Origin of the sequence: Micromonospora sp. NPDC047730, from assembly GCF_043204765.1 — a bacterium.
Classification (GTDB): Bacteria; Actinomycetota; Actinomycetes; order Mycobacteriales; family Micromonosporaceae; genus Micromonospora.
This window is the reverse complement of sequence record NZ_JBIDCU010000001.1, coordinates 878,915-890,661: the sequence shown is the minus strand read 5'-3', so window position 1 is coordinate 890,661 and position 11,747 is coordinate 878,915. Positions and strand designations below refer to the sequence as shown.

The 11,747-nt window shown below is 69.5% G+C and carries 15 protein-coding genes; all 15 read left to right on the top strand.

Annotated features, from left to right (window positions below; genetic code table 11):
• Positions 1-22 precede the first annotated feature (22 nt).
• The 15 genes from ACGF5G_RS04360 (at position 23) to ACGF5G_RS04290 (ending at position 11,744) form a co-directional block, all read left to right on the top strand.
• Entirely contained in the window at positions 23-1,474 is a 1,452-nt protein-coding gene (locus ACGF5G_RS04360; RefSeq protein ID WP_393258896.1) for a phage portal protein, read from the top strand.
• Positions 1,474-2,466: a hypothetical protein gene (locus ACGF5G_RS04355; RefSeq protein WP_393258894.1), complete on the top strand. Its 993-nt coding sequence runs from the start codon at positions 1,474-1,476 to the stop codon at positions 2,464-2,466. Before ACGF5G_RS04360 ends, ACGF5G_RS04355 begins: the two co-directional genes overlap by 1 nt.
• Before the next feature lie 46 nt (positions 2,467-2,512).
• Complete coding sequence (locus ACGF5G_RS04350; protein ID WP_393258893.1) at positions 2,513-3,142, top strand: hypothetical protein; 630 nt, start codon at positions 2,513-2,515, stop codon at positions 3,140-3,142.
• Positions 3,143-3,195: 53 nt separating this feature from the next.
• The gene (locus ACGF5G_RS04345; RefSeq protein WP_393258892.1) at positions 3,196-4,062 is read left to right on the top strand and encodes a P22 coat protein - protein 5 domain protein; all 867 of its coding nucleotides are present in this window, start codon (positions 3,196-3,198) and stop codon (positions 4,060-4,062) included.
• A 78-nt stretch (positions 4,063-4,140) separates the two neighbouring features.
• Positions 4,141-4,314 (top strand): hypothetical protein, encoded by a 174-nt coding sequence (locus ACGF5G_RS04340; RefSeq protein ID WP_393258891.1) that lies wholly within the window; start codon positions 4,141-4,143, stop codon positions 4,312-4,314.
• Positions 4,315-4,329: 15 nt separating this feature from the next.
• Entirely contained in the window at positions 4,330-4,914 is a 585-nt protein-coding gene (locus tag ACGF5G_RS04335; RefSeq protein WP_393258889.1) for a hypothetical protein, read from the top strand.
• 4 nt (positions 4,915-4,918) lie between these two features.
• Positions 4,919-5,311: a DUF6093 family protein gene (locus ACGF5G_RS04330; protein WP_393258887.1), complete on the top strand. Its 393-nt coding sequence runs from the start codon at positions 4,919-4,921 to the stop codon at positions 5,309-5,311.
• Positions 5,308-5,697, top strand: coding sequence for a hypothetical protein (locus tag ACGF5G_RS04325; RefSeq protein ID WP_393258886.1), 390 nt, complete (start codon positions 5,308-5,310; stop codon positions 5,695-5,697). Before ACGF5G_RS04330 ends, ACGF5G_RS04325 begins: the two co-directional genes overlap by 4 nt.
• On the top strand, positions 5,694-6,104 hold the full coding sequence (locus tag ACGF5G_RS04320) for a DUF3168 domain-containing protein (protein WP_393258884.1): 411 nt from the start codon (positions 5,694-5,696) through the stop codon (positions 6,102-6,104). The genes ACGF5G_RS04325 and ACGF5G_RS04320 overlap by 4 nt, the downstream gene beginning before the upstream one ends.
• Positions 6,105-6,135: 31 nt before the next feature.
• Positions 6,136-6,627, top strand: a complete 492-nt coding sequence (locus tag ACGF5G_RS04315; protein WP_393258883.1) for a hypothetical protein — start codon at positions 6,136-6,138, stop codon at positions 6,625-6,627.
• Positions 6,628-6,741: 114 nt separating this feature from the next.
• Positions 6,742-7,290: a hypothetical protein gene (locus ACGF5G_RS04310; protein ID WP_393258882.1), complete on the top strand. Its 549-nt coding sequence runs from the start codon at positions 6,742-6,744 to the stop codon at positions 7,288-7,290.
• A 104-nt stretch (positions 7,291-7,394) separates the two neighbouring features.
• Entirely contained in the window at positions 7,395-7,649 is a 255-nt protein-coding gene (locus tag ACGF5G_RS04305) for a hypothetical protein (protein ID WP_393258880.1), read from the top strand.
• Positions 7,650-7,652: 3 nt separating this feature from the next.
• Positions 7,653-9,794 (top strand): hypothetical protein, encoded by a 2,142-nt coding sequence (locus ACGF5G_RS04300; protein ID WP_393258879.1) that lies wholly within the window; start codon positions 7,653-7,655, stop codon positions 9,792-9,794.
• 13 nt (positions 9,795-9,807) lie between these two features.
• Positions 9,808-10,608 carry a hypothetical protein gene (locus ACGF5G_RS04295; RefSeq protein ID WP_393259221.1) on the top strand — a complete coding sequence of 267 codons (801 nt, stop codon included), beginning with the start codon at positions 9,808-9,810 and terminating at the stop codon, positions 10,606-10,608.
• A gap of 47 nt (positions 10,609-10,655) precedes the next feature.
• Positions 10,656-11,744 (top strand): DUF5047 domain-containing protein, encoded by a 1,089-nt coding sequence (locus tag ACGF5G_RS04290; protein WP_393258878.1) that lies wholly within the window; start codon positions 10,656-10,658, stop codon positions 11,742-11,744.
• Positions 11,745-11,747 lie beyond the last annotated feature (3 nt).

The window sequence follows — 11,747 nt, the reverse complement described above, 5'->3', positions numbered from 1 at the left end:
TCCTACCGCCCGAGGAGCACGTATGCCGCCCCGCACCCGCTCGCGTAGCGCCTCCGACCTCGACCCGACTGTCGCCGCACAGGTCGACGCGCTTCACGCGGTCATCGCCGCGCGCCGCGCCGAGGTGAAGCGGGCCGAGGACTACTTCCGCGGGAAGCAGCGCCTACGGTTCGCCTCCGACAAGTGGCGCGAGTACAACGCCGATCGGTACGCCGACTTCGCTGACAACTGGTGCGCCCCGGTCGGCAACTCGCCGAACGAACGCCTCCGCGTCGACGGCTTCCGCCTCGACGACGACCCCGGTACGACCGGGGCCGAGAAGGAGCTTTGGAAGCACTGGCAGGCGAACGACCTCGAGGCGCAGAGTTCGCAAGGCTTCTTGCACGGCATCATCTCGAAGCGCTCCTACGTGCTCGTCTGGGGCGACGAGGACGATCGGCCGGTCGTCACCTGGGAGCGGGCCGATCAGGTCGCCGTCGGCTACGACCCGGAGCGCCCTCGGCGTCGCGTCGCCGCCCTGAAGACCTGGGAGCACGACGAGCGCGAGCTCGCGACCCTCTACCGGGCCGATCTTGTATGGAAGCTCGAGCGCTCGAAGTCGGGTGGTCCGTGGCGGCTCCGCGAAGGCGTCAGCCCGAACCCGATGCGTAACCCGCTCGGCGAGGTGCCGGTCGTCGAGGTGCCTAACCGCCCGATGCTGGGCGGCGAGCCGATCTCCGACATCGCCGGCACCATGGCGATGCAAGACGCGATCAATCTCCTCTGGGCCTACCTCTTCAACGCCGCCGACTTCGCCTCGATGCCGGCCCGCGTCGTCATGGGGCAGGAGCCGCCGAAGATTCCGATCCTCGACGAGAACGGGCAGAAGATCGGCGAGCAGCCGGTCGACCTGAAGAAGCTCGCTCAGGACCGAATCCTCTGGCTGACCGGCGACAACTCCAAGATCGGGCAATGGGACGCGGCGAAGCTCGAAGTCTTCACCGGCACCATCGAGGTAGCGGTGACGCACATCGCCGCTCAGACCCGGACGCCTCCGCACTACCTTGTCCTCGGCAAGGGCATGGTCAACGTCAACGCCGACGGCATGAAGGCAGCAGAGGCCGGCCTCGTCAAGAAGGTCGAGGAGATGCATCTCTTCCTCGGGCCGGCCGTCCGCGAGGTGCTCCGACTGATCGCCCTCGTGCTCAACCGTAAGGAGCTCGCCGAGAAGGTGCGCTTCGGCGTCGTGCAGTGGCGCGACGCGGAGAATCACTCGGAGGCGCAGCTCGTCGACGCCCTGACGAAGTTGCAGACGATCGGCTTCCCGTTCGCGTGGCTCGCCGAGCGCTACGGCCTCTCGCCGGCCGAGCTCGGCCGCGTCCTGAAGATGAAGGAGCGCGAGGCCGAGCTCGACCCGGTCGGCGCGCTCTCGCGCCTCGAGGGTCAGCGCCTCGCCCAGGGCGACGCCGAGACCGCGCAGCCCGAGGCCGAGTGATGGGAGCCGCCGAGGTTGCCTTCGCGCACTACCGGCGGCAGAAGACGATCGCCGGCCGAGCGGCGCAGGGCCTCGCCCGGCTCTGGGCGCAGGTCGACCGGACGAACATCGCGCGATCCTGGGCCGAGCTGCTTCCTCGCGCTACCGCGACCGTGGCCGGGGCGCAGCTTCTCGCAGCGCAGTCGAGCGACGACTACGTCGCCCGCGTGCTCGGCGAGCAGGACGTCGACGGCGACGCCGCGGGCGAGCTCCTCGCCGAAGCCTTCGCCGGCACTGCCTCAGACGGACGGCCGCTCTCGACACTCCTCTTCGTCCCTGCCCTGACGAGTCTCTCGGCCGTCAGGCAGGGCGAGAGGGCGCCGCGGGCGATGGCTGCCGGGCGCCTGCACCTCGACCTACTCGCCCGGACGCAGGTCGCCGACGCCGGCCGCGTGGCCGACGGCGTCGCGATCGTCGCCCGGCCGAAGGTGACCGGCTACGTCCGGCTCCTCTCGCCGCCGAGCTGCTCGCGCTGCGTCGTGCTCGCCGGCCGGCGCTACCGCTGGAACGCAGGTTTCCTGCGCCATCCGCGCTGCGACTGCCGGCACATCCCCGCGGCCGAGGACACTGCCGACGACCTGCGCACCGATCCGGCGGCGTACTTCGAGAGCCTCTCGCCCGAGGAGCAGGACCGAGCGTTTACACGCGCAGGGGCCGAGGCGATCCGCGACGGTGCCGACGTCGCCCAGGTCGTGAACGCCCGGCGAGGCGCACACGGCCTCGCCCCTGCCGGTGCACGGCTGACGGCCGAGGAGCTTCGCACGCTACGCGGAGGCCGCACCCGGGGCCGGCTCGAGACGACGAACGTCTTCGGCCGCGACGTGTTCCTGACGACGGAAAACGCCCGCCGCTACCGGGCGGGCCGACTCATGCCCGAGTCGATCTATCAGATCGCCGACGGCGACCGCGACGAGGCGATACGCCTCCTCCGGCGCTACGGCTACATCCGCTGACCTCCTCGCGCGCAAGGCGTGAGGCCGACTCCGCAACGGAGGCGACATGTCCACCGAGGACACCAGCAAGACTGAGGCCTACGACGTCGACACCGATCGGGTCGACGACGAGACCGCGGAGAGCGACAAGCCGGAGGGTGCCGATCAGCTCGGCGACGCCGGTAAGAAGGCGCTCGACTCCATGAAGACCAATTGGAAGACCGAGCGCGACAAGCGAAAGGCCCTCGAGAAGGAGCTCGCCGAGCTCAAGAGCAAGAGCACCGAGAAGCCTGACGAGACCCCCGACGCCGACACCATCCGCGCTCAGGCGAAGGCCGAGGCACAGGCCGAGGCGATCCGCGAGCGCGCCCTCGACAAGATCGAGGCGAAGGCGGCGAAGCTGTTCGCCGACCCCGAGGACGCTCGCGCGCTCCTCGCCGGCAACGTCGACGACTTCGTCGACAACGGGAAGGTCGACGTCGAGGCGATCACCGAGGCGCTCGACGAGCTGCTCGCGAAGAAGCCGCACCTCGCCGCGACGCCGCCGAGGCGCTTCGAGGGCGGGGCCGACGGAGGCGCCCGCAAGAGCGGCGGCGAGAAGCTGACCCGCTCCGACGTCGAGCAACTCGCCCGCGAGGGCAAGCACGCCGAGATCGCGAAGGCGAACCGGGAAGGCCGGATCGACTTCACCAAGTAGGCGCAGACGCGTGAGACGCACCCTGCGCGCATCGACTCACGAGAGGCACAACCGTGGCCGTTGACACCTTCATCCCCGAGGTCTGGAACGCCGAGCTCCTGACCGACCTCGAGACCCGCTACGTCTTCGCGCAGGGCGGCGTCATCAACCGCGACTACGAGGGCGACATCGCCGAGGCCGGCGACACCGTGCACATCAACTCCCTCGGCGACGTCACGATCTCGAACTACGTCAAGAACGTGACGAAGATCGACCCGCAGACCCTCACCACGACCGATCAGACGATGGTCATCGATCAGTCGAAGTACTTCGCCTTCGAGGTCGACGACGTCGACGCCCGGCAGGTGAAGGACTCCGGTCAGCTCATGACCAAGTCGGCGCGGAACGCCGCGCGGGGCCTCGCCCGGACTGCCGACGGCTTCCTGTCGGCCCTGATGGTCGCGAGCGCGGGCACTGTGCTGACCCCCGCGGCTGTCTCGACCCCGGACGCCGCGTACCTGCTCGTGCGGAAGATGTGGGTCGCGCTCGAGAAGAACGACGTGCCCGACGACGGTCGCTTCCTGATCGTCTCGCCCGACTTCTACGCGCTGATCCTGGGCGACGACCGCTTCATCGACGCGTCGAAGTACGGCTCGACCGAGCCGATCCGCAACGGCGAGGTCGGCCGCGTCCTCAACTTCACCGTCATGCGGTCGAACACGATCCCCGCGGGCACCTCGGCCACCTCTCCGGCCGTCTCCAACTTCGTGATCGCCGGTCACGAGATGGCGACCACCTTCGCCGAGCAGATCGCGAAGACCGAGGCGTACCGCCCGCAGGATTCCTTCTCGGACGCGATCAAGGGCCTGCACCTCTACGGCGGCAAGGTCGTCCGGCCCGAGGCGCTCGTCGTGCAGGACACCGACGTCACCGTCGGCTGATCGACCGGGGTCGGAGAGGGCGACTTCTCCGACCCCGTCTCTCTTCCCTGATACCTACTTCGTAGAGGAGCCGCACCCGTGGCAAGCGTGACTGTGACCGTGAAGAACAACTCCGGGCAGACCGTCTCCCTGTCGATGGACGAGAACGACGAGCGGATCGCTCACTTCCGCAAGCTCGTCCGGCGCGAGGAGCTCGCGGCCGTCGACGTCAAGCCGGCGAAGACCCCGGCGAAGACCCCGGCCGCGAAGTAAGGGAGCGGCGAGGTCATGGCCGACAAGCTCGCGACCCCGCAAGACCTCGCCGCCCTGCTTCAGCTCGACTACGCGAGCCTCTCCGACGCCCAGAAGGCGGCGATGACGCTCCTCGTCGAGATGGCAACGGCGAGGGTGCAGAGCGCCGCAGGCGGTCAGCGCATCGTCGAGGCGACCTCGACGGCGCTCGTCGACGTCGCGCCCGGCAACTACTCGCGGCACCTCGTGCTGCCGCAGCAGCCCGCCCGATCCGTAGAGGCGGTGAAGGTCGACGGCGTGCCGGTGACCGACTACAAGCTGACCGCTGGCTGCCTCTTCAGGCGCTCCGGCTGGGGCCGGCCGGCAGACCCGGTGCAGGTCGCCGTCACCTTCACGCACGGCTACCCGCCGGGCGCCCAGGCGCTCGAGCTCGCCCGCGACTGTGTGCTCTCGCTCGCCCGGCTCGGCTACGGCAATCCGCAGGGTGCGAAGTCGGAGGCGATCGACGACTACCGGATCGACTACGCCGAGGCCGATGCGCGGATGGAGCTGACCGAGCACATGCGGCGCGCCATCGCCGCCGCGTACGGCTCCGGCGCCTACGTGACCGGATCGAGGTGATCCGGTGAGCGTCGAAGCACTGCTCGCCCGAGGGCGAGCCGCGTCCGAGCGCCTGATGGTCGACGCCTGCGTAATCCGGCGCAAGACCGGCGAGACGACCGACGAACAGACGGGCGTCATCACGCCTGTGTACGCGACCCTCTACACCGGGAAGTGCCGCGTGCAGCAGGCCGGAGGGGCGACCCCCGCCGAGGCCGGCGAGGCGTACCGCCTGATGCTCCGGCTCGAGGTGCAGGTACCGATGTCGATCGTCGGCCTCGAGGTCGGCGACGAGGTCGAGCTCACCTCCTCGCCCCTCGACCCCGACCTCGTCGGCCGGACGTTCTTCGTCCGCGACCTCGCTCACAAGACGCACGCGACGGCGCGCCGCGTCGGCGTTGAGGAGGCGACCTCATGATCGAGCACCGCGAGATCGACGCCTGGGCCGAGCAGCTCGGCGAGGCCGGCGATGACGCTTACGACGAGGCGAAGAAGGTCGTCGCGAAGGGCGCGCTCAACATCAAGAAGGGCGCGCGTGACCGAGTCGACGGCATCGCCTACGCCCCGCACTACCCGGCGGCGATCACCTACGACCCGCTCGACGAGGCCGACGGCCCCGCGGCCGAGATCGGCCCGGACAAGGAGCTCCGGCAAGGAGCGCTCGGCAACATCTTCGAGTACGGCGCCCCGGCGCAGAACACGCCGCCCCGCCCGCACATCGCGCCCGCGGCCGATGAGGAGATGCCCCGCTTCGAGAAGGAGCTCGGCGACCTGGGCGTGAGCCTCTTGGAGGAGGGCCGATGATCATCGCGCACGCGAAGGCGATCCTCGCCCTCGCCGACGCCGACAACGATCCGCCCGCGCTCGTCGTGCTCGACGGCAAGGTGCCCGACGGCGTCGTGCCTCCGTACGTCCTCTTCTACTTCGCCGACTCCGACCCGTCGCAGGCCGACGGGAGCTCGCTCGCGAACGAGTCCGCCCGCTACGTCGTCCGGGCGATCGCGCACTGCGTCGGAGGCAACGCGACGGCCGCGCGAGCGGTCGCGCAGCGCGTACGGGCGCGGCTGCTCGATGCCGTGCCGACGGTCGCCGGCCGGCAGTGCTTTCCGATCCGGCGCGAGGAGGGGCGCGAGGCCGAGCGCGACGAGGCGCCCGGCTCTCTCGTCGTCGACAAGGTCGACGTCTACCGGCTCGAGACCCTCCCGGCCTGAGCCGCCCTCTCCCACCTGACAGGAGCACCGCATGACCGACGTCATCTCCGATGGCCGGACGAAGGTCGCCTTCGTCGACACCATCGCCAACCTCGCCGCGCCGACCGTGGCCGAGCTCGACGCGGGCCTCGAGCTTCAGCACGTCATCACGCCCGACGGCCTGATCGGCTTCGAGGCGACGACCGCGGAGGTCGCGAACGACTCGCTCGCGTCGACCTTCGACACGAAGACCATCGGCCGCGACTCCTTCTCCGGTACGGCGCTCCGGCTGAAGAAGCAGAGCGGCGCGTCTGACGAGGCGTACACGAAGCTCGTCAAGGGCGCCTCCGGCTACGTCGTGATCCGGCGCGACGAGCCCGAGGGCGACGCCTGGGCGGCGTCCGACGCGGTCGAGGTCTACCCGGTCACCTGCGGTCAGACCCGGTTCCTACCGCCGGAGGCGAACACCGTCCGGCGCTACGAGGTGCCGACGATGATCACCGACGCGCCCGAGCTGCGTGCGGTCGTCGCCGCCGGAGCCTGATCCTGACGCGTGAGGCGCCCCCCTCGTAAGACGTCATACGGGGGCGAGGTCTTCAGCCCGCCTCGCCCCCGTTTACACACCTGCTCGGGCTGACCTGACATGAAGGGCTGACCCATGGCAAAGGACGTGAAGGCGCTCATCCGCGGCGCGAAGCTCCCCGAGACGACCGTCTCCGTCTGCCTCGCGGCCGACCTCGTCGCGCAGTTCGAGCAGCGCGAGCGCGAGCTCGTCAACGCCCGTCGCGCGGCCGGCTCCTCGCTCGCCGGAAGTAGCAAGGCCCGCGAGCTCGCCGAGCAGATCGAGGCCCTCCGGCAGGAGATGGCCGAGTCGACGGTCGACTTCCGCCTGCGCGCGATGCCGCGCCCCGAGTGGCGGGCGTTCGTCGCGGCGCACCCTCCGCGCAAGGTCGAGGGCGGCAAGGTGCACGAGGACGACGCGCACCTCGGAGTCAACGCCGAGACCTTCTTCGACGCGCTCGTGCAGAAGTCGACCGTCTCGCCCGAGCTCGACGCCGAAGACTGGCGCCTGCTCCTCGACGAGAAGCTGACCGACCGGCAGTTCGACGAGCTGAGTAACGCCGCCTGGGCGCTCAACCGTCGGGAGGTTGACGTCCCTTTCTCGCACGCCGCCTCGCGGATTCTCCGGAGCTCCGGCACCGAGTAGAGGCGGCCGAACGCCTGGGCATCTCGCCGCGGAGGCTCGACGGCTGGGAGCCGACCGAGCGCACGCGGCATTTCCGCGACAAGCAGGGCCGGATCGTCCGCAGCGTGACGACTCGCGACCCCGAATGGTCCGAGGAAGACGTCGCATGGCTGCTCGCCCTCGCCGCGTACCGCGACGCCCGGTGCCCGGCCTGCGGAGGTGACGTCGAGGAGTGCACCTCGCCCGCCTCCGACGGTGCCTTCGAGGTGCCGGCTCCGACCCGCTGCCACGCGAAGACCGCGCTCGAGATCGCTCAGAAGACCTACGCCGAAACGCCGCAGGCCGGCGCGCTGCTCTGGCGCGTGAAGCACAGGAGGTAACCCGTGTCCCTACGCACCGTCGGCGTACGCCTGAAGGCGCAGGTCGCCGAGTACAAGTCGGCGATGCGCGACGCGAAGACGTCGACTAAGAGCTTCTCCGACGAGCTCGTCGACGCCGCGAAGAAGGGCGACGCGAGCGCGGCGGCGATCTCGAAGGGCGCTGCGAAGGCGGCCGACGCTCTCGACGACCTCGGCGACGCGGCCGACGAAGCCGGCGACGAGCTCGACGAGCTGCGTCGGCACGCCTCGAAGCTCGACGGTCAGATCGCCGAAACCGCGACGTCGATCCGCGCCCTCGCCCGCGAGATCGTCGCGACCTCCGACAAGGCGGGCAGGGCGAAGCTCCTCGGCGACCTGACCGCTCAGCGCCGCGAGCTGCGCGAGCTCGTCGACCTGCGGAAGACGATGGACGTCGACACGGGCGGCTCTGGCGCGAAGATCGGCGAGCAACTCGCGGCCGGCGCCTCGGTCTCCTTCGTGCAGCGTCTCGGCCCGATGATCGCCCGCGCCCCGGTGGGTGCGATGAACCCCGCGGTAGCAGCCATCGGCGCGCCGCTCGTCGCCGGCCTCGTGACCCTCGTCGGTACGGCCGTCGGCGGCGCAATCATCGGCGCCGTCGGCACAGGCGGCGTGGTCGGCGGTATCGCCCTCGCCGGCCGGAGCCCGCTCGTCAAGGCGAAGGCGACTGAGCTCGGCGAAGACCTGGGCCTAATGTTTGGTAGCTCGGCCTCGGCCTTCGTACCGGAGACCCTCGACGCCCTCGACACCGTCCGCGACCGCGTGCTCGCGATGGAGCCGTCTTTCCGTCGCGTCTTCACCTCCGCGTCTCGCTACGTCGATCCGCTCGTCGACGGCCTGCTCGACGCGGCCGAGAACGCGATGCCGGGCATCATCGACGCGGTCGACGAGGCAGGGCCGGTTATCGAAGCGGTCGCAGAGGGCCTGCGCGACATGGGCGACGCCCTCGGCGACGGCCTCTCGGACCTCGCCCCGTACGCAGACGAAGGTGCGCGTGCGCTGAGCGTCCTCTTCCTCGTAGTCGAGTCGGGCACTCGCGGCGTCTTTCTCTTCGTCGAAGGTCTGTCGCGGCTCTACAAGGTCGCCGAGCTCGTCGGCGCTCTGGCATCGGGCGACGTTGCCCGCTTCTACACCCTCGCGTCGACCTGGGATGAGACGTCAAACTCCGCGACCGGCTTGACGGATGCGCTTCCTCCGCTCAGTCGAGGCATTACCGACGTCGCGGCTGCGGCCGAGGCTACCGCCGTAAAGGTCGTCGATATGAAGGCTGCCTTCGACGACCTCTACAACGCGCAGATGACCTACGACGAAGCAAACCTCGCCTATAAGCAGGGCCTCGCCGATCTGCGCAAGGAGCTCGGCGACGGCGCACGCACGCTCGACGAGAACACGCAGGCCGGCCGCGACAACCGCGACGCGGTGCTCGAGCAGATCGGGAAGATTAAGGAGCTCCGCGACGCGCGCATCGCCCACAATGGCAAGGTCGACGAGGCGAACGCGAAGTACTCCGCGGAGATCGCCGCCCTCAAGGCGACGATGCGGCAAATGGGCTTCACGCAGACTGAAATTGACGAGCTCGTCGCCGCCTACGAGGAGATTCCCGGCCGCGTCTCCACTGAGGTGTGGGTCGAGACCGCGACGGGTGAGCGTCAGCTCGCTGGCTTCATGAAGAAGGTTCAGAGGGCCGACGGAACGACGATCACCGTCCGTACGCGGATCACGAGCGCAGGCGAGTACATCCCAGGGGTCGGCACGCTCACCCGCCGATGGGGCGGTGTCACCGAATACGCCCAGGCCGGAAAGCTCCGCGACGCCCAGATCGCCTCGCCGATGGGCCCTGCCCGCTACGGATGGGCCGAGCAGGCGACCGGCGGCGAACTGTTCGCGCCGAAGTACGGCGACATGAACCGCACGCGGGCGCTCGTAAGCTACGCCGTCGAGAACTGGTGGGGCGGCTGGCAGAACTTCGCCCCGCCGCAGGTCGTACCAGTGCCGACCGGCGGTTCGTCGGCCCCGCCTGAGGTGCGCGTCTACCTCGGCGACCGCGAGCTGACCGACATCGTCCGCGTCGAGGTGTCCGAACACTCGCGCGACCTGAAGCGTCGCGCCTCTGCTGGCATGAGGTGACCCCTTGGCAACCATGACCGCCGCCTACGACGAGCGGCTCTCCCGCGTGCAGCTCTACGGCTTCGGGCTTCCGGCGACGGCCACGAGCGCCACGATCGAGCGTTCGACAAACGGCGTGCGATGGACAACGGTACGGGGCGCGAGCCGCCTCGTACCGTCGCCGGAGCTGCTCGTGACGGTCGACGACTTCGAGTTCTCGGCCGACGTGCTCAACCTCTACCGAGTCCGGGCATTCAACGGCTCCGGTACGCAGGTCGCGACGGCCTCCGTAGAGATCACCCCGACGATCGGCGGCGTCTGGCTGAAGTCAATCGCGCGCCCCTTCCTCAACCGCCGGGTCGACGTGCGGGACTTCTCCGACGTGCAGCGTCCGTCGCGGTCGGGCGTCTTCGACGTCATCGGCCGGAGCTTCCCGGTCGCGGTGACGGACGTCCGCGCGTCGAAGAGATGGACGCTTGACGTCTACGTGCGTACCGCCGAGGAGACCTCAGACCTCGCCCTGCTGCTCGCCTCCGGCGACATCCTCTTCGTGCAGGTGCCGGCGACCGGCCGGCTCTCCGTCGTGCCGTCCGGCTACGTCGCAGCAGGTGACACGGTCGAGCGGCTCCTACCGACGCACGACCTCTCCCTGCGCGTCGTCTCGATGCCGTTGACTGAGGTCGCCGCGCCCGCCGCGGACGTCGTCGGCGCTACGTCCAATTGGCAGACGGTGCTCAACTCCTACTCGACGTGGGAGGAGCTCCTCTCGGCTCACTTCTCATGGGAGAACCTCCTCGAGCTCGTCGGCGACCCAACGGACGTGATCGTCCCATGAGGCCCGTATCCGACGACTTCCTGCGTACGGTTCGAGGCTCGCACCGCGTGACGGTCGAGGCTCGGGCCGTTGCGCCCGGCCTCACCGGGACTAACCCGCCAGGCACGCCGCTGACCGTCCTCGGCGGAAACGTGATGGTCGACGGAGGGGCCGACGTCCGTTCGACCCTCGACCTCACTGTCAGCGGCGTCGGCGTGTGGCCGGAGAAGACAACCGACGCGCTCGCGCCATACGGGCAGGAGGTCTTCGTCCGGCGGGGCGTCGCCTTCGGCAACGGAACGGTCGAATGGGTCAGCCTCGGCTACTTCCGCATCATCTCGCCGGAGCAGAGCGACGCACCCGACGGTCCCATCCGCATCGCCGGCCGAGACCGCATGTCCGGCCTGATCGAGGCCCGACTGACCGCGCCGCAGTCCTTTTCTAGCGCTGCGACGTTCGGCTCCGTCGTCTCGACCCTCGTGCAGGAGGTTTACCCCGGCGCGGTGATCACCTGGGACGACGGAAGCGCAAGCCTCGCAATCGGCCGTCAGGTCGTCTGCGAGGAAGACCGCTTCCGCTTCCTAAACGAGCTGCTCGCCTCACTCGGGAAGGTCTGGTACTGGAACCACCGAGGAGAGCTCGCGATCCGCACGCCCCCGTCGCCGACCGACCCTGTCTTCGACGTCAACTACGGAGAGGGCGGCGTGCTCGTCCGGCTCGGTCGCCGACTGACCCGCGAGGGCGTCTACAACGCCGTTGTCGTTACCGGCGATTCGACCGGCATGTCAGCGCCTCCACGGGCGGTCGCCATCGACAACGACCCTGCCTCGCCTACCTACTGGCACGGAAGCTTCGGCAAGGTACCGCGCTTCTTCTCCTCGCCCCTGATCACCTCGACGCCGCGAGCCGAAGCCGCCGCCGCGACGATGCTCCGGCGAGAGCTCGGCGTACCCGCGGCGGTCGATTTCTCGGCGGTACCAAACCCTGCCCTCGAGCCCTACGACCCGGTTCGGATCGTCTACGGCTCGGCTAACCGTCCGGGCGTCGCACGGTCCGAGGTGCACATCCTCGACCGCCTCACGATCCCTCTCATCGCGCGAGACGCGATGTCCGCGTCGACGCGCGTGCAGGCCGACGGTCAGATCGACTTCATCTAGGAG

Excerpts from the sequence above, each read along its gene's own strand:
- ACGF5G_RS04360 (WP_393258896.1), top strand. The coding sequence starts at position 23 with ATGCCGCCCCGCACCCGCTCGCGTAGCGCCTCCGACCTCGACCCGACT.
- ACGF5G_RS04355 (WP_393258894.1), top strand. The coding sequence starts at position 1,474 with ATGGGAGCCGCCGAGGTTGCCTTCGCGCACTACCGGCGGCAGAAGACG.
- ACGF5G_RS04350 (WP_393258893.1), top strand. The coding sequence starts at position 2,513 with ATGTCCACCGAGGACACCAGCAAGACTGAGGCCTACGACGTCGACACC.
- ACGF5G_RS04335 (WP_393258889.1), top strand. The coding sequence starts at position 4,330 with ATGGCCGACAAGCTCGCGACCCCGCAAGACCTCGCCGCCCTGCTTCAG.
- ACGF5G_RS04325 (WP_393258886.1), top strand. The coding sequence starts at position 5,308 with ATGATCGAGCACCGCGAGATCGACGCCTGGGCCGAGCAGCTCGGCGAG.
- ACGF5G_RS04320 (WP_393258884.1), top strand. The coding sequence starts at position 5,694 with ATGATCATCGCGCACGCGAAGGCGATCCTCGCCCTCGCCGACGCCGAC.
- ACGF5G_RS04315 (WP_393258883.1), top strand. The coding sequence starts at position 6,136 with ATGACCGACGTCATCTCCGATGGCCGGACGAAGGTCGCCTTCGTCGAC.
- ACGF5G_RS04310 (WP_393258882.1), top strand. The coding sequence starts at position 6,742 with ATGGCAAAGGACGTGAAGGCGCTCATCCGCGGCGCGAAGCTCCCCGAG.
- ACGF5G_RS04295 (WP_393259221.1), top strand. The coding sequence starts at position 9,808 with ATGACCGCCGCCTACGACGAGCGGCTCTCCCGCGTGCAGCTCTACGGC.